General features: G+C 44.0%; 14 protein-coding genes. All 14 read left to right on the forward strand.

Annotated elements, in window-relative coordinates; all coding sequences use genetic code 11:
* The first annotated feature begins 6 nt into the window (after positions 1-6).
* The 14 genes from Xkoz_RS09175 (at position 7) to tssG (ending at position 17,514) form a co-directional block, all read left to right on the forward strand.
* Positions 7-636, forward strand: coding sequence for a DUF3540 domain-containing protein (locus Xkoz_RS09175; RefSeq protein ID WP_099141872.1), 630 nt, complete (start codon positions 7-9; stop codon positions 634-636).
* Positions 637-662: 26 nt separating this feature from the next.
* Positions 663-1,055 (forward strand): DUF4150 domain-containing protein, encoded by a 393-nt coding sequence (locus tag Xkoz_RS09180; RefSeq protein WP_099141873.1) that lies wholly within the window; start codon positions 663-665, stop codon positions 1,053-1,055.
* A 142-nt stretch (positions 1,056-1,197) separates the two neighbouring features.
* On the forward strand, positions 1,198-1,797 hold the full coding sequence (tssJ, locus tag Xkoz_RS09185; RefSeq protein ID WP_099141874.1) for a type VI secretion system lipoprotein TssJ: 600 nt from the start codon (positions 1,198-1,200) through the stop codon (positions 1,795-1,797).
* Positions 1,790-3,136 carry a type VI secretion system baseplate subunit TssK gene (gene tssK, locus Xkoz_RS09190; protein WP_099141875.1) on the forward strand — a complete coding sequence of 449 codons (1,347 nt, stop codon included), beginning with the start codon at positions 1,790-1,792 and terminating at the stop codon, positions 3,134-3,136. Before tssJ ends, tssK begins: the two co-directional genes overlap by 8 nt.
* 8 nt (positions 3,137-3,144) lie before the next feature.
* Complete coding sequence (locus Xkoz_RS09195; RefSeq protein WP_099141876.1) at positions 3,145-4,374, forward strand: DotU family type VI secretion system protein; 1,230 nt, start codon at positions 3,145-3,147, stop codon at positions 4,372-4,374.
* Positions 4,375-4,378: 4 nt separating this feature from the next.
* Positions 4,379-8,041, forward strand: coding sequence for a type VI secretion system membrane subunit TssM (gene tssM, locus Xkoz_RS09200; RefSeq protein WP_099141877.1), 3,663 nt, complete (start codon positions 4,379-4,381; stop codon positions 8,039-8,041).
* A 41-nt stretch (positions 8,042-8,082) separates the two neighbouring features.
* Positions 8,083-9,150 carry a type VI secretion system protein TssA gene (tssA, locus tag Xkoz_RS09205; RefSeq protein WP_099141878.1) on the forward strand — a complete coding sequence of 356 codons (1,068 nt, stop codon included), beginning with the start codon at positions 8,083-8,085 and terminating at the stop codon, positions 9,148-9,150.
* Between the two features lie 221 nt (positions 9,151-9,371).
* The gene (gene tssB / locus Xkoz_RS09210; protein WP_099141879.1) at positions 9,372-9,902 is read left to right on the forward strand and encodes a type VI secretion system contractile sheath small subunit; all 531 of its coding nucleotides are present in this window, start codon (positions 9,372-9,374) and stop codon (positions 9,900-9,902) included.
* A gap of 3 nt (positions 9,903-9,905) precedes the next feature.
* Entirely contained in the window at positions 9,906-11,408 is a 1,503-nt protein-coding gene (tssC, locus tag Xkoz_RS09215; RefSeq protein ID WP_099141880.1) for a type VI secretion system contractile sheath large subunit, read from the forward strand.
* 230 nt (positions 11,409-11,638) lie between these two features.
* Positions 11,639-12,130, forward strand: a complete 492-nt coding sequence (locus Xkoz_RS09220) for an Hcp family type VI secretion system effector (protein ID WP_099141881.1) — start codon at positions 11,639-11,641, stop codon at positions 12,128-12,130.
* A gap of 150 nt (positions 12,131-12,280) precedes the next feature.
* Complete coding sequence (locus tag Xkoz_RS09225) at positions 12,281-13,978, forward strand: type VI secretion system-associated FHA domain protein (protein ID WP_099141882.1); 1,698 nt, start codon at positions 12,281-12,283, stop codon at positions 13,976-13,978.
* Positions 13,979-13,995: 17 nt separating this feature from the next.
* Positions 13,996-14,550 carry a type VI secretion system baseplate subunit TssE gene (locus Xkoz_RS09230; RefSeq protein WP_099141883.1) on the forward strand — a complete coding sequence of 185 codons (555 nt, stop codon included), beginning with the start codon at positions 13,996-13,998 and terminating at the stop codon, positions 14,548-14,550.
* Positions 14,551-14,580: 30 nt separating this feature from the next.
* Entirely contained in the window at positions 14,581-16,455 is a 1,875-nt protein-coding gene (gene tssF / locus Xkoz_RS09235) for a type VI secretion system baseplate subunit TssF (RefSeq protein WP_099141884.1), read from the forward strand.
* Between the two features lie 12 nt (positions 16,456-16,467).
* Positions 16,468-17,514, forward strand: a complete 1,047-nt coding sequence (tssG, locus tag Xkoz_RS09240) for a type VI secretion system baseplate subunit TssG (protein ID WP_099141885.1) — start codon at positions 16,468-16,470, stop codon at positions 17,512-17,514.
* Positions 17,515-17,558 lie beyond the last annotated feature (44 nt).

Below are 17,558 nucleotides of genomic sequence, written 5' to 3' on the forward strand. Positions count from 1 at the left end.
ATCAAAATGACTAAGCCTTCTTATGCGCTTTCCCCATCCCCCTTTACTACTACCCTGACCACTGAGCCATTGCAGCAGATGACAGGCCAAATTGTTGATATTCTTCAAGGGGGTAGCTTTATGGCGGAAAGCAATAACCATCGTGGCTGGCATTGCCGGCAAGCTGCCAGTTGCCTGTTGACGCCCAGCATGGGAGATACGGTACTGATGACTAAAATCAATAATCAACTCTGGATATTAGCCATATTGGAACGGGCGCAGCAGCAACCCGCTGAAATCAGTATCCCCGGTGATCTTTCCATCGTTTCACAAGGAAACTTAAGTATGCACAGCAACGGATTTGCGATCACCGCCAACAAGGGAAATTGCCATATCAGTGAAATGCAATACCGCGGGAAATCCCTGTCTGCATGGGTATCCGTCACTCGTTTGGTCGGCAATCAGCTCGAATCTCTCTGGAAAACAGTCACGCAACTCAGCCATCACCTGTTTCGCCATACAACCCAAACAGAGCAGGTTCGTGCTGGCCAGTTAGATATGCAAGCTGAAAACTATGCCCGATTGCATGCTCAACAGACGATTGTCTCTGCAAAAGCCATCACCAAAATCGATGCTGAACAAATTCATATCGGCTAATTCATTTCTGCTAAAGGAAAAAGGCTATGTTTGCTAACACTCAAGGCGGTGGAATGGATATCGCCACTCCCGATGTTTGCCTGACCCCAATGTTTACGCCTGTTCCTGTGCCTTACCCCAATATGGCACAAGGCGTTACCGGTATAAGCAATGCAATTAACATTCTATTTATGGGGTGTCCAGCCCATAATCTGGCCACAACCATACCAATGACAACAGGAGATAATGCCGGCACCAACCTTGGCGTAGCTTCTGGCACCGTAATGGGCCCTGCCCGTCATACTATGGGTGCCAACTCCGTCTTGATTAAAGGCTCTCCGGTCACCCGAATGTCAAGCTCTACCATGCAAAACTCAACGAATGCCATGGGTTCACGCATTGCTCCCAGCCAAACAAAAGTCCTGATCATTGCTGCCTGATATTTTTATTTTTTCTTTATTAAAAGAATATTATACCAGTCGCCTTTCAAGATGCGTCTTATATCTCCCCGCTTCGCGGGGAGAAATCACACGCATATTGAAGTTAGATTGGTATATGTCTAAATAGGCTTCGACTAATATTATGACAACATCTCTTTCCCCCAGAAAGAAAGCGGCAAAAAAGGGTTTAAATCCAATCAAGCTGTGGCAAAAGGGAGGCTTCCTATCCATAGTACCGATAATCACAGCGCTAATAGTCATAACCGGTTGCTCATCAAAGGAAAAAGCACCTCCCTATCGATTAATTTTCGATACAAAACCTAATGTGAATAATTCAGCACCGATGAAAATAGACATCTTTTTATTAAAATCTAATGAAGAGTTTATGTCTGCCGACTTTTTTTCCCTGCAAGACAATGCCCGGAAGAATATGTTGGGCGATAAGCTGGTTAATAAGAACCAGTTATTTATACGCCCTTCCCAAGCCACGCATTGCCTATTGGAAAAAAGCCAACCAGAAGCCAATTATATTGGGCTTATCGCTGAGTATAAGGAATTAAATGGCAAAAAATGGCGTATTTCATTTCCCGTACCTGTACCTGAAAAACCCTCTTTTTACGAGTTCTGGCGCTCTCCTTCTGACGAATTACGGGTGTGCGTAAAAGTCACTAATCATGGCTTAAGTCTCATTAAAGAATGTCACTTAAGTTGCGTGGCAGGAGCTGAAAAAAATAATGAATAGATCAGAAAAAGTTATCTGGACAGAGGGGATGTTTTTGCGCCCCCACCACTTCCAGCAGGCCGAAAACTATTTGGAAGCCTATATTCGTGACTGGGGGGTAGCACAGAATCCTTACTATTGGGGCTTTTTGACCCTCGAATGGGATCAAGAATCACTTAATCTGGGCAAAGTCAGTCTTTCCACAGCCTGTGGTATTTTTCCTGACGGAACCCCCTTTAGTTTTGATGCCACCGATGCCCCGACCCCTTTACAGCTTGGTGAAAACCCGTCGGATAACCATGTTGTTCTGGCTTTACCCACTTTCCGGCGAGGAAAAGAAGAAGTTATTTTCAGTGAAAAAAACGACTCTTTAGCACGCTTTGTCAGCTTTGAAACTGAAGTCAACGACTTTAATGCCATGTCAGTTGGTAATGCGGCAATCCAATTTGGCAAAATGCGTTTGCGCCTGATGCTGGAATCTGATTTAACCCCTGAGTGGACGGCATTGAGCCTTGTGCATGTCATGAATAAAACAAATGACAAAAAAATCCACCTTGATCCACTGTTTATTCCTCCCGTGCTTAACTGCCATGCAAGTCCACAACTATCCACCTTTATCAAAGATATACAAGACTTGCTAGAGCAACGCCGACAACAAATTAGCCAACGCCTGCTACAATTAGGCCAATACCACGATTCAGAGATTATGGATTTTCTCTTGTTGTCACTGTTGAATCGCTATAGTGGTCAGGTGAGCCATATGAGAAACCTGTCATTACTGCATCCAGAACGGTTATTCAGTGAGTGGTTACAATTTGCCACGGAATTAGCGACATTCTCCCAACGCCGTATACCCGGAGAGGATTTACCCTCCTATGATCATGACAATTTAACACGGTGCTTCAATCAGCTCATGTTCCAATTGCGCCAAGGGTTATCCATCATTCTGGAAGAACATGCCATTCAGTTACCCTTAACGGAATACTCCCATGGTTTGAATATTGCGACCTTGCCCGACGCCAATATGATAAATATGTTCAGCTTTATTCTGGCCGTCCATGCTGATGTTGCGAATGAGATGCTGGTGAGCAATTTCCCAGCCCAAATGAAAATTGCCCCCGTTGGACGTATACGTGAATTGGTTCAATTGCAATTACCCGGCATCTCGCTGCGGGCAATGCCATCCGTACCCAGGCAAATTCCCTGGCATTCAGGTTATGTCTATTTTGAATTAGAAAAAGAAGGTGACTTATGGAAACAAATGGAGAAATCCAGCGGCTTTGCATTGCACTTGGCCGGTGATTTCCCTGGCTTAAGAATTGAGTTTTGGGCTGTCCGTAATCAGGAAAAATCGAGGTAACAAAGCCAATGACGCAAGAGAAGCAAGAAACCGGATATAAAAGGCTTTCTATTGATGGCAATCATAATCCTTTGGTTTTTGCAGCAAACCCATTGTTAAATACTATTCCTCAAATCCGGCATTCGCTTGTTCACCCTGATCCCGCCAATTTACGTCAGCAATTGATCAATGAAATCCGGCGCTTTGAAGTAGAATGCCAGCAAGCCAACTTGCCCTATGAAGTGATCATTGGCGCACGTTACTGTTTATGTACTGCATTGGATGAAGCGGCTGCACTCACGCCTTGGGGACTGCGCAGTGTTTGGTCTGGCAGTGGGCTGCTCGTCACTTTTCACAATGAAACATGGGGGGGAGAAAAATTTTTCCAGCTGTTAGCCAAATTATCACAAAATCCAAAAGATAACCTGTTCCTCTTAGAGCTCATTAACTTCTGTCTCCAACTTGGATTCGAAGGACGCTATCGAGTCATGGATAACGGACGTACTCAATTAGAAACCGTGAAACAACGTTTGTTTCAGTTAATACACTCAATGAGAGGCAACTACCCGGCCGAATTGTCACAACAAGTACAAGCCATCACTGTGCCAAATAAATCTTGGCATTTCTCTTTATCGATATGGATCTCTACAACAATATTAATTTTTTTGGTCTGTATCTTATATATAGGCTTGAATTGGCGATTGAACGACACAATTAACCCCGTTTTGGCAAAAATCTACCAGACTCATTTACCCGATGTGATTGTCAGCAACAGAGTGTTGCCATCTGCCCACCCCACCCTGAACCTGCAAAGCATGTTGCAAGAGGAAGTGGCTGCGGGATTATTAAATGTTACTGACATGCCTGACAAAAGCGTGATCACGTTACAGGGGGATGGTTTGTTCAGCACGAGTTCTGTTCAGGTTAAACACCGATATTTGGATGTCATCAGGCGTATTGCTGAGGCATTGGATCATTTTAACGGAGAAATCCTGGTCGTCGGGTATACCGATAATGTTCCCATTAACAGCCGTCACGCCCGCTTTTCATCCAATTATTCTTTATCGCTGGCGAGAGCTAAATCTGTACAAAAAGCGCTTCAGCCTTACCTGAACCAACCAGAACGAATCATCACAGAGGGAAGAGGTGCCCGCGATCCTTTGGTTCCCAATAATACGCCGGGTAATCGGGCTAAAAACAGGCGAGTCGAAATCACACTGTTAGTTTCTCCTGTAAATCAACCGATAGAAGGAAACTAAGATCATGTTGAGTGTACTCTTTTCTATCATTACCAGTCGATTAACATGGAGCTTTTTAGGGACAACGGTTATTGCTTTCGTTATCTGGTTTATTGGCCCGACTATTTCTATTGGTCATTCGCTCCCTTTTGAGACAAAAGCGGCACGGATTATAACCATTGTTTCTTTCTTCTTTATTTGGTTACTGAGTCAAGTCACGCCAAGGCTGTACCGGGCATGGTTCAACCAGAAGCTGGCCAAGCAATTGAATATCACTCAGGATGAGAACAAGGAAAAACAGCAGAGTGAACAACATATTACATTAGCAGAACGTTTTTCTGATTCAGCAAAGTTATTGAAAAAAGCCTATTTTTCTGGCTTGTATAACAAAAATAAACCAAGCTGGATAAACTTTTTCAACCGCCAATATATCTATCAATTACCCTGGTATCTGGTTATCGGCGCGCCCAATTCGGGTAAAACAACCGCTCTGGCAAATTCTGGCTTACATTTTCCGCTATCGGACTATCTTGGTAAATCGGCACTGTACAGCATGCAAGGCATGGATAGCTGTAATTGGTGGTTCACCAATAAAGCGGTCCTACTCGATACCGCAGGCCGCTATACCACACAGGACAGTCTCCATCAGCAAGATGCCGATGAATGGAAAAATTTCATCAGGTTGTTGAAAAAGTACCGTATCCGCCAACCCCTCAATGGCGTCATTGTGACTATCAGTGTGGAAGATTTACTGAGCGCCTCAACGGAAAAACGGGATCAGCAGGCTTATATGCTGCGCAGGCGCCTGACAGAGTTACATGAACAACTCAAGATACGGCTCCCTATTTACATCATGGTGACCAAAACGGATCGGTTAAAAGGGTTTAGTGCGTATTTCGCCCATTTTGACAAAAAAGCTCGTGAGCAAATTTGGGGATTCAATTTCCCGTGGGATAATTTTTCACAAGATAAATGGAATAAAGCCCTTGACTTTAATCTGAATGAAATCTTTGAGCAACAATATGACCAATTACAATTGCGATTAGATGCTGAGTTACCTTCTATTCTGTTAAACGAACCTCATTCACGGCAATGTGCTGAAAGTTATTTGTTCCCACAAGAAGTTACGTCCCTGCGCCCACTGATTGCGCAATACCTTGAAATTGTATTTGCAAAGTCAGGATTCGAAATACCTTACTACCCAAGAGGGATTTATTTCACCAGTGGAACACAAGAAGGGGTAACCTTTGACAATGTTATGGCAAAACTTAACGACAATTTTCAGTTACCGACAGATAACAATAGCGATGCCATGTCATGGGATAATGATAAAGGAACAAAACCCCCGACCCACCAAACTTATTTTCTGAAAAATCTACTGGAAAATATCTTTCAGGAAGCAGGCATTGCCGGTTATAACCGCTGGTGGATATATCGAAAACGCCTTCTGGCCGGATTGGGATATCTTGTTTCGGTTGCAGTACTGGCATTGGCAGCGAATTTACTGTTGACCAGCTACAACAATAACAAAAATTACCTGATGGAAGTGCAAAACAAAATTCCAGAAATTGTGGCACAAGGCGATAAATTAAAGAAAAATTCCAATGATATTTATGCCTTACTTCCCATTTTAAATGCCTTGTCCTATCTAGATAAAAGCCATAGTTTTTCCTTGGAAAAGCCCCCCTTATCCTATCGGATGGGGCTATATAGTGGTAAACAAATCAGTGAGGCCAGCCAATCCCTATATCAAAAAGCACTACATACATTATTGTTGCCTCAAATAGCGGCTATTATCACGCACCAGATGCATGATGATAACAATGATGACATAGAGAAAAGCTACAATACGCTAAAGGCTTACCAAATGTTATACCTGCCTAAACATTATGATGGTCAGTTTCTGCATAATTGGGTCATGCAATATTTGAAAAACCACCTAAAAGACGATACAACCCAACAGCAGTTGCAACAAATTGAGGGGCACATCAGCCAGCTGTTAGATAACCAGGTTGTCACATCGCCCTTTATTCGTGACGACTATCTGGTCGAAAAAAAACAGGCATTAATTAGCAGTATTCCCCCCGCACAACGTGCCTATAATTATTTGAAGGAAAAATTAATTGATGATCCCAATCTAGCTCCCGTAAATTTGGAAACCCTCGCGGGTCCCCAGGCTGAATTCGTTTTTTCGCGCCTTAGTGGTGCACCCATGACGGATGGCATACCGGGTATGTTCACCCCAGCCGGTTATAAGCAAGGTCTTGAGAAAAATCTCAATACTTTTCTAACCACTTTGTACTCGCAAGATAATTGGGTACTCGGTACTTATACCCAAAAGCAGGCCGATGAAGAGATCAAATCACTCGTTAAACAATTCTATATTGACGACTATATCGATCAGTGGAGCACGTTTTTGGAGGATATTCGCCTGAGAAATATCGATAGTTTAGAACAACGGATCAACACAGCGCGTTTATTATCTTCTTTTGATTCACCGATGCGTAACCTTTTAATTAATGTCAGTAAAAATGTCACGTTGAATAAAAATGACAATAATACCAAGCAGCTCAACAAGATCGTAAAGAATCAATCAGGGAAGTTGACAAAATTAGTGCCCAACCAAATCATCAAACAAATACCCGCATATCATGCCCAACCGACATCAGAACAAAAATTAGAAGTGCACTTTGCACAATTAATTAAGCTGGCAACAAGACTAAATAAAAATAGCCAAAGTATCCCCTTTGATAAAACGTTAAAAGAAATCGGTGAATTATATTTGTATTTAACATCAGTACGAAATGCAACTAATACAGGTATGCCCTTGCCTCCCAATAAGATTATCACTCAGTTACAAACAACATCAGAACTTTTGCCTACGCCGTTCAACGGCATGGTTTCCTCGCTCGCAGTGGGTGCCAGTAGCGATACCCAGATGAGTGATATGAAAAATGTCGGTAAACACCTCAATGCAGAAATTGGCCGCTTTTGCAATCAAGCGATTGCCAATCGCTACCCATTGATGCCGAACGCACAGCGAGACATCAGGCCTGATGACATGGCGCGGATGTTCGCTCCCTCAACCGGCTTAATGGACAGTTTTTTCCAGAAAAATTTAGAGGATAAAGTCGATACGACCTTACCAAAATGGCAATTTATGCCCGGCGTGAATGGCAAGCCTTTGCCTGGCGGGACAGCGTTACTCCAACCTTTTCAACAGGCGCAAGTTATCCGTGATACGTTATTTACCAGCGGAACGCCAACGCCACTGTTTCACGTTATGGTTCGTCCAGTCAGCATGGATAACGACATATTAAGTATGGTGCTGGATGTCGATGGGCAGAAATTAGAATACAGCCACGGCCCGCAACTTTTACAACTGATTAACTGGCCAGGTCCCGCCAGAAACAATATGGTTCGCATGCAATTGAATTTAAATGATGGTACTACCGCGAATTTATCAACGACGGGGTTCTGGGCACTGAACCGATTGTTGGATCAGGCAAAACGTATCAGGCATGATAAGACAGAAAAGTCATCCTATGCTAGTGATATGAGTTTATGGGCAAAATTTGATATCAGTGGTCATACTGTCTTGCTGGAGTTTACCCCAAACAGCATTTTCAGCCCATTTAGTCTCCCTCGTTTTTCGTGCCCAAACCCAAAATTGTTTCAACTAGCCTGACCAATATTTCCACTTTGAACCAAATACAAGCTGAAAATACTATGAATATTGATGCTTTACTCTCCCCAATCAGTGCGGAATTTCCCTGCGGGGAAAACCTCGAATACGATAATGAATTTCTGGCCTTAGAGCAGATCCTCATCGAAAAACCCGAACAGCAGTTTGGCGATGTACTCATCCCAGCTGAGCCACCCAACTGGATAGAGGTAGAAAAAAAAGCCATTCTCTTGCTGTCCCGTTCTAAAGATCTGCGGGTCATCATCGCCCTGATGCAAGCATGGTTAAGTATACGGGGAATATGTGGGTATGCCGATGGCCTCGTTTTACTCCGCCAGACCCTGGAGCGCTATTGGGAAGAGGCATGGCCAAAACTGGAGTTCAATGGTGAATATGATCCCTTATTTCGCTTAAACACTCTGGCCGCTATTGAAGACGGTTCTCCGTGTACAATAAGCGCCCAAGATTCAATAATACTCAGAAGTGTTCCGACAGAATTGTCATTACAGGAAGTTTGCTTACTGCTTAATGGTACGGTAACAGAAATCAAAGATTATACTGGCGGACGCACTCGATTAGTTAATGAATTGAAACAACAACCTAATAGCCCTGAGATTCTGGCAATCATCTCCATTCGCCAACAACTTACGGCCCTGATTGAAATTATTCGCCACAATTTATCCGACATTCATGTGCCTGAATTGCCGCATTTTTTAAAGCAGTTAGATACCATCATTGAATTTTACTCCAGTCATAAATCAGGAATAGGCACCCCCAACACGGGAACATTTCATTCCTCGCCCCTGATGCAACAACAAACGGCAACAGAACAAACAGCCGCATCAACACCCCTTACACCACCTGAAAAGGGTGTTTTTCCCTATTGGCACGAGATCGAAGTCTGTGACCGTGATGAGGCGCGAATTTTATTGGAAAAAGCCAAAATTTATTTTCTTAAACATGAGCCAAGCCATCCGGCTCCGATAATGATTGACCGCATTCTACGGCTGATTGACAGCGATTTTATCAATATTATCTACGATCTTGTTCCAGAAGGCTTAAATCAGCTTGAAACCATTTTCGGCCGCCCGAATAACCCTGATACGGATTAATGAGTCCTTACTTTAACCCTTTCATTTATTTGCCGCCGAATCCCCTATACCCAGCCATTTTCTAGCCGCAACCTGATGAAGAAGTGAACGTCTCTTGAGATATATAGCTAACGATTGTATGGCTATATGGCCAAGATACGTGTACGTCACGCTTACCGAACTGCGGCTTAAAGATAAAAGGGTATCAACTTAGTGATCCAGCCAGTAATGGAGAATTTGTTATGAAATCCAGTGGACAAAAGTTTATCGCAAGGAATCGCCCTCCTCGCGTACAGATTGAATACGATGTTGAACTTTATGGTTCAGAGAAAACTGTCCAATTACCCTTTGTTATGGGAGTGATGGCTGACTTGGCAGGAAAACCCGCCGAAGCCTTACCCGACGTCAATGATCGCAAGTTCTTGGAAATTGACATTGACAACTTTGATGAGCGTATGAGTTCAATCAAGCCCAGGGCTGCCTTTCAGGTTGAAAACAGCCTGACGGGTGATGGCAAGTTAAATATCGATTTAACCTTTGAAAATATGGAAGATTTTCAACCCGATTCCATAGCCAAAAAGGTAGAGCCCTTAGCCCAATTGCTGGAAGCACGTACTCAACTGGCAAATTTGCTTTCTTATATGGACGGTAAAAACGGCGCAGAAAAACTGATTGCCGAGATATTGCAAAACCCCGCCCTGCTGAAATCCTTGGCGGAAGCTCCAAATCCTGAAGATAGTCATTCAGGAGAAGGTACTGAAGATAAGGAGTAATTGATGAACCCAACCGAACAAGAAACCCAGATTCAACAAGCACTGGTCTCAAAAGAGTATACCCCTGATGAACTCAGTGCATTGCTGAATAAGGAATTTCGCCCGCAAAGTGATCATACCCGCAGTGCCGTTGAGAATGCGGTGAAAACACTGGCACAACAGGCGTTGGAAAATACGGTCACTATTTCTGGCGACACCTACCGAACTATCCAATCATTGATTGCTGAAATTGATACCAAAATATCACAGCAGATGAACCATATTCTGCACCATAAAGAATTCCAGACCTTGGAAGGTGCCTGGCGTGGTTTGCACTATTTGGTCAACAATACAGAAACCGATGAGATGTTGAAAATCCGTGTGATGTGCATTTCCAAAAAGGAATTAGGTAACACACTAAAACGTTTCAAAGGTGTTAGTTGGGATCAAAGCCCGATTTTCAAAAAGATCTATGAAGCGGAATATGGTCAATTTGGTGGCGAACCTTTCGGCTGTTTGGTGGGGGATTACTATTTCGACCATACCGCGCCGGATGTTGAACTTCTGCGCCAGATGGCACAAATCAGCGCGGCAGCACACTGTCCATTTATTTCAGGCGCATCACCGAGTGTTATGCAAATGGAATCGTGGCAGGAATTAGCGAATCCACGGGATCTTTCCAAGATTTTCCAAAACACGGAATATGCACCTTGGCGCAGTTTACGTGAATCAGAAGACGTGCGTTACATCGGATTGGCGTTACCTCGTTTCCTCTCCCGTCTGCCCTATGGTGCCCTCACCAATCCCGTTGATAATTTCAACTTTGAGGAGAATACGGAAGGCCCAACCCATGGTAACTACACCTGGGCAAATGCCGCCTATGCCATGGCGGTCAACATTAACCGCTCTTTTAAGCTGTATGGCTGGTGTACGTCTATCCGTGGTGTAGAATCCGGCGGTATTGTAGAAAACTTGCCTTGCTACACGTTTCCTTCCGATGATGGTGGCGTGGATATGAAGTGTCCGACTGAAATAGCCATTAGTGATCGGCGTGAAGCAGAATTGGCACAAAATGGTTTAATTCCGTTATTGCACCGCAAAAATACGGACATGGCCGCCTTTATCGGTGCCCAATCCTTGCAAAAGCCGGCAGAATACTACGATCCGGATGCGACCGCCAATGCCAACCTGGCTGCCCGTCTGCCCTACTTATTTGCCTGCTGCCGTTTTGCCCACTACCTGAAATGTATCGTGCGCGACAAAATCGGGACTTTTCAGGAGCGTTCAGATATGGAGCGTTGGCTTAATGATTGGATTATAAATTATGTTGATGGTGATCCGATCAACTCATCACAGGGAACCAAAGCGAGAAAACCGCTAGCCGCAGCAGAGGTTCTGGTAGAGGACATAGAGGGTAACCCTGGCTATTATCAAGCTAAATTTTTCCTGCGTCCCCACTATCAATTGGAAGGCTTGACCGTTTCTCTGCGTTTAGTCTCAAAACTCCCTTCCTTAAAAGGAACCTGATATTAACATGTTAAAGAACAGTCTTTACCTGTATACCAGTCCAACTTCAAGTTGCAGATTGCAAGCCAATGTGGGTGTTTATATCTCCCCGCGCCGCGGGGAGATATAAGACGCATCTTACTCTCTAAGACCTCCCTACCCTTGAATTTCAAAATACGCATAGATCCTTATGCATAACACCAATATGTATTTATTGGATTCATTTCATTCAACTCAATAAGGCGGTAATTATGTCTATTCCTGGTATTGATGCATTTATTAATTTTACTGATGTTAAAGGAGAATCAGGTGATAACGAGTTCAAAGATTGGACGGCGGTCAGATCGTTTTCACTTGAAATGGCGAACAGTATCAACGCACACGCCCAAAATACCGGGCTAGGTGCAGGTATTGTGACAGTCTCTGGCCTGTCGTTGGATCTCTTGTTTGACAAATCCTCTATCACCTTGCGCCAGTACCTTGTTAAAGGAACACATATCAAGGAGGTGAAACTTAATGTCCGTCGACAAGGGGGCACACAACAACCTTGGTATACACTCGCTTTGACAAATGCCTTAGTGGCTAAATCCAGCCTGACCTATGGGAGTGAAGGATTTTATGCCTCTATCCATCTGGCTTTCCAAAAACATAAAGAAAGTTATTTCTCTCAAGAATATGGCTCAGGTGCTAAGGGTGCTGAAGTCAGCTATGAATGGGATGCATATGCCAATAAAGCGGGTTAATACGCATAAACCACATTAACAGCTTTCCTGTGGGCGCCCGCAGGAAGGCTTTCTTTTCCACTTATTTCTCGATGAATTATCTCATAATTTATTGTTATTATTAACATTTAACCCCTAACATTTCATCCATAACAATAGGTATCCATGCTTATGAGATTCACCATTGTTAAGAATTCTGGTTCAAGCCAACCACCACAACTAAGCTGTGACTTTTCTCCCCCAGGAGGCACAATCGGTCGCAGTACGGAAAATAATTGGTATTTGCCCGATGAAGAACAGGCCATTGCCCGGTTGCAGGTTATTGTCTCCATTTCTGTTGATGGAGAATGCCGGATAAACAATCAAGGCGCTGCCTCAGATGTTTTACTGAACATGATCCCCCTGGCTCCCAAACGCCAGGTTGAAGTCCGTGATGGTGATAGGCTAAATATTGGTAATTATCAGATCCAAATCATTGATATCAAAAAAAACTCGTCACAACAATTTCCCAACCAAGTGACCAACACCGGATACCCGCCAACGCCCAGTGAAATTTGGGACGATCTTGAACAGGCTTTCCCGACACCTGATGATTTACACCAAGATAAACCAGACCAGATTAAACAGGAACTGGACGAGAATAATCCTCTGGTAACAAGCCAATACGATAAAGAACGAAATCCCATTGACCCACTGGCTCAAATTGAGGCCACAACCGATCTTGATGCCCTACAATTACGGGCGACAGATCCGATTGCCATGTTTAATTCAGATACCACTTTTCAACAGGAAGATATACTGAATAACCATACACCTACCACATTATTGCCGCGTGATGAGCAATACCATGATCAAGATGATAATAAGCAGGAAGTTGACCCACTGGCACTGTTTTCCGACAAACACATTAAGCCTGCACCGTCAGCTAAAAATGATGATCTGTTGAACCAGATATTGGACAACGCCGTACCATTGAACCCCGTGGGTGACGGGACGATTTCTAAACCCCAGCCGTTTTCGAATCCATTTGAATTATTTGAACCCCCAGAAACACCCCCTGAGCCGATAGCGGATCAAAATAAAATCCCATCATCTGACCTGCCTCCGCTCTTTGCAACAGAAACAATCCCCCAGGAGCCAGTTAAGACACCCAAAAGCGATCCTATAGAGCCTAGGGAAACAAAAAAGGGAATTTTCCAAAATTATTACCAAGATCAAGATATACACAACCACCAAGACGCATATGAGAATCAAGCCAGCAATGTCAAATTGGAAGGGGCATTACTGGCGGCATTAGTGGATGGTATGGGACTAAAAGAGATCAGCAGGCTACAGTTTGATGAACAACATATGTATCAATTAGGACTGTTAGTCAGACAGTTAACCCAGGGTATCGTTACGCTCAACACCTTACGTACCCAACTCAAGCACGAAGCAAATGCAGCCGAGCCCCAATTCCTGCCTGACGCCAACAATCCATTTAAACTTTTGCCTTCTGGCCAGTCTATCTTGGCACTGATGCTTGGCAATCATTTACCCGGATTTATGCCACTTGAGCAGGCAACCCGTGACATTTTAATCGAGTTGCAGGCACACCAATTAGGCATGATTGCGGGTATGCGTGCCATTACGGCAGATATATTGCATTCATTCCATCCAGCTATTCTTGAGCAAAAAGCACGAGAAGACGATTGCTTGTCGCGTTTGCCGTTGTTATCGAGCAGCAACAAAGCCTCTATGTGGGAATACCTCATCAAATATTATCAAAAGACGGCAAAAGAGTTTGAACAAGACCCGGTGCTGTTTGGTGAAAACTTCCTGCAGGCCTATGAAAAAGAAGTTAACCGATATAAAAACTCCCAATCATAATGGCGAATAGGTAATCCATGAATGACAATGTCACTTTATTACATGGCGGTTATCATAACCGCAATAATGCTACGCGCATTACTGCCAAAGATAAAATGCAGCCTTCTTTATTGGATAGGCTTACCGATAATGAGCCTGATAAAAAACAGGAGGCAACTAACAATTACCTGCTATCGCACACCGCCTTACGACAGAATCTCCTAAGGGATTTGCAATGGTTGCTCAATAATATCAATAGTGAATCGGAGCAAGATCTCAGTCGATTCCCAGAAATTCGCCATTCTGTCTATAACTTTGGTTTGCCTCCCTTATCGGGTAAATGCCTATCTGAAATAGAATGGGAAGATATTCAACACAGGATCATTACCGCAATTCATATATTCGAGCCACGTATCATTCCTGACGGGCTTGAAGTGAGTTGTGTCTCCGATACCCATTCATTGAGCCTATATAACACCTTATCCATAGAAATAAAGGGGTTCTTGTGGTGTGTTCCCTGGCCACTGGAATTCTTGTTCCGTAGTGATGTCGATTTGGAAAACGGTTATTTCACCATCAGAGAAGCCGGGTAAGGTCGAGACAACGAAGACACTAGAGGGGCTATGGACAATAAACTGCTTGAATATTACAACCGTGAATTAATGTATTTACGGGAAATGGGCAAAGAATTTGCCGAACTCTACCCTAAGGTCGCCAATCGCTTAGGAATGCATGGCATTGACGTTGTCGACCCTTATGTTGAACGCCTAATGGAAGGTTTTGCTTTTCTGACTTCCCGTATCCAATTGAAAATGGATGCGGAATTTCCACGCTTTTCCGAACAATTACTGGAAATGCTGTACCCTAACTATTTATCGCCTACACCTTCAATGGCAATTGTCGAACTCAAGCCAGATACCAGCAAGGGAGATATCAGTCACGGATTTTTAGTGCCACGTGGCACAATTATGCACTGTCAACCCCTGAAAAAAGATGGCATCAATTTCCACTATGCCACCACACAAGATGTGACCTTACAGCCGCTTCACCTAAAAAATGTTGAGCTTGGCAGAATTCCGGCTAACCTCCCGCTCGTCGCCTTAAACCTTCATCAATATGGGGCGGTCTGTGCGCTACGCATTCATCTCGGCTGTCAGGGTAAATTCTTCCTCAATGAACTGAATCTCAAGAAACTCGTATTCTTTCTTTCAGGGACGGATTTTCAATCCCAACAATTGTTGGAACTGATTATGGAACATTCGGTAGGCATCGTGTGCCAGACGCTGGGTGAGACTCCCCAATATCATGTGCTGCCCGATATTTTTCCGCATCATGAAGGATTTGATGATGATCAATCATTACTTCCCAATGATCCGCGTAATTTCAGTGGCTATCGGCAACTCCAAGAATATTTTGCTTTTCCTGCACGTCTCCAATTCTTCAGTATCAGTGGCATGGAATCGTTGCTGAAAAAGACAAAAGAGAAAAGTGAATTTGAGTTAATCGTGCTTTTGGATAAAACCCATCCCGATCTGGAACGTTTAGTGGATGTCTCTTACCTCGCCTTGAACAGTACCCCCGTCATTAATTTATTCCCTAAAATCACGGAACGGATCTCGGTGGAAGAAAGTACCAGTGAATACCATTTAGTTGTCGATAATATTCGCCCCCTGGATTACGAAATTTTTTCGGTACAGCGTCTGCATGGCGCAGACATCAAGCGCAAAGAAACACAAATATTCAGGCCATTTTGGTCTACTTTTAGTGACGATAAAGGCAATCACGGCTCTTACTTCTCTGTGCGCCGTGAACCCCGTATTTTATCTGCACATGCCCGTCACTACGGAACCCGAACCAGTTATGTCGGAACAGAAGCCTTTGTTTCTATTGTTGATGAACAACACACCCCGTGGCCCAATGAACTCAAATTCCTCACCGCCGATGTCATGTGTACCAACCGTGATTTATCGACAATGCTGCGCCAACAGGATCTCGACAATTTTGCCATGCTAGATTCGATTCCTATCAACCAAATTGTCTTTCTCAAACGACCCACAATTCCACGCCCTGCCCTGGCTCAAGGTTCAGTTTCCTGGAAATTAATCAGCCAGCTCCAACTGAATTACCTGAATTTCATGGATAAAGATGACGAACAAGGTACGCAGGCATTACGACAATTGCTAAGCCTATATGCCAACCTTGCAGAGCCGGCCGTCAACCGCCAAATCAATGGTATCCGACATTGTTCATTAAAAACGATTTACCGACGGGTTCCTGAGCCAGGCCCAATTGTCTTTGCCCGCGGTGTCAGCATTAGGATAGAAGTAAATGAACAAGAATTTGCGGGAACCAGTCCTTGGCTGTTAGGCAGCGTATTGGAAAAACTCTTTTCACGCCTGGTCACCATGAACTCGTTTACTGAAATGACACTGTATAGCCAGCAACGCGGCAATATCGGTTTTTGGCCTGCCCGCATGGGCGACAAGAAATTGATATAAGAGAAAAAATAGATGCAAAAAAATGCTATTTCTATTCATCGCCTATGTCGTTTGCCGGATGACTTTTGGCAACAACTCACTCAGGCACCGTGGCAATTCGACTTATTTCAAACCTTGCGCCGTATAGATGCCCAGTCTGGGGCATATTATACCCTTGGCTCAGCCCCATTACCGAAACACGAACTGTTGCGATTGGGGCAAAAGGCTTCCATGATATTTGCCCCATCGACTATTGCCGGCGTTAAGCAAAGGGAAAACTCAAAGCTGTATGACATACTTATCTACAGTTTTGGCTTGTTCGGTCCCAATGGCCCATTACCATTACATATGACCGAATATGCCCATACGCGGCAATATAATTATCAAGATCCGACTCTGGGTGCATTCGCCAATCTATTTCACCATAGATTAATCTTGTTATTCTACCGGGCCTGGGCTAATACCCAACCCACCGTATCCCTCGATCGCCAAGATAATCAACGTTTTTGCCATTATCTCTCCTGCCTGGTGGGGATGGGGCTGCCCGCCCAACAAAAACCAGATACTATCAACGATCATGCCCGTTATTTATTATCAGGGCATTTATCCCGCCAAGGGCATGGCGCGGAAGGGTTGGAGAAAATTCTATCCTGTTATTTCAACATACCACTAAAAGTGGTACAGAATATCCCTCAATGGCTAAAAATTGAAACACAGGATCAGGCTCAGTTAAAAGCAGGACGCAACATGCCCCAGTTGGGAAAATCAACCTTTTTGGGCATTGCTCTCTACGATATTCAGCACAAGTTTCGCATTGAACTAGGCCCGCTAAGCATGGATGAATATGACTTGTTCTTACCGGGAGGCTCTAAATCAAGGCAGTTGCGTGACTGGGTTTATCAATATCTGGGGATTGAGTATGCATGGGATGTCCGGTTAATTCTCCACCAATCAGCGGTGAAAAGCACTCATCTATCAGCACCAACAAAATTAGGGTTAAACAGTTGGCTTGGCAAAATTGAGCCTGATGAGAATAAACACCCTCCCCATCGCGGGGATTTAATTTACCACCCGGAGTGATTGGTTGATCCCTCTCTTTCAACACCCCCAATCACTGTCAACAC

Origin of the sequence: Xenorhabdus kozodoii (genome assembly GCF_002632875.1) — a bacterium.
Lineage (GTDB): Bacteria > Pseudomonadota > Gammaproteobacteria > Enterobacterales > Enterobacteriaceae > Xenorhabdus > Xenorhabdus kozodoii.

Bases quoted from the DNA above. Each gene is read 5' to 3' on its own strand.
- Xkoz_RS09175 (WP_099141872.1), top strand. From the start codon at position 7: ATGACTAAGCCTTCTTATGCGCTTTCCCCATCCCCCTTTACTACTACC.
- Xkoz_RS09180 (WP_099141873.1), top strand. From the start codon at position 663: ATGTTTGCTAACACTCAAGGCGGTGGAATGGATATCGCCACTCCCGAT.
- tssJ (WP_099141874.1), top strand. From the start codon at position 1,198: ATGACAACATCTCTTTCCCCCAGAAAGAAAGCGGCAAAAAAGGGTTTA.
- tssK (WP_099141875.1), top strand. From the start codon at position 1,790: ATGAATAGATCAGAAAAAGTTATCTGGACAGAGGGGATGTTTTTGCGC.
- Xkoz_RS09195 (WP_099141876.1), top strand. From the start codon at position 3,145: ATGACGCAAGAGAAGCAAGAAACCGGATATAAAAGGCTTTCTATTGAT.
- tssM (WP_099141877.1), top strand. From the start codon at position 4,379: ATGTTGAGTGTACTCTTTTCTATCATTACCAGTCGATTAACATGGAGC.
- tssA (WP_099141878.1), top strand. From the start codon at position 8,083: ATGAATATTGATGCTTTACTCTCCCCAATCAGTGCGGAATTTCCCTGC.
- tssB (WP_099141879.1), top strand. From the start codon at position 9,372: ATGAAATCCAGTGGACAAAAGTTTATCGCAAGGAATCGCCCTCCTCGC.
- tssC (WP_099141880.1), top strand. From the start codon at position 9,906: ATGAACCCAACCGAACAAGAAACCCAGATTCAACAAGCACTGGTCTCA.
- Xkoz_RS09220 (WP_099141881.1), top strand. From the start codon at position 11,639: ATGTCTATTCCTGGTATTGATGCATTTATTAATTTTACTGATGTTAAA.
- Xkoz_RS09225 (WP_099141882.1), top strand. From the start codon at position 12,281: ATGAGATTCACCATTGTTAAGAATTCTGGTTCAAGCCAACCACCACAA.
- Xkoz_RS09230 (WP_099141883.1), top strand. From the start codon at position 13,996: ATGAATGACAATGTCACTTTATTACATGGCGGTTATCATAACCGCAAT.
- tssF (WP_099141884.1), top strand. From the start codon at position 14,581: ATGGACAATAAACTGCTTGAATATTACAACCGTGAATTAATGTATTTA.
- tssG (WP_099141885.1), top strand. From the start codon at position 16,468: ATGCAAAAAAATGCTATTTCTATTCATCGCCTATGTCGTTTGCCGGAT.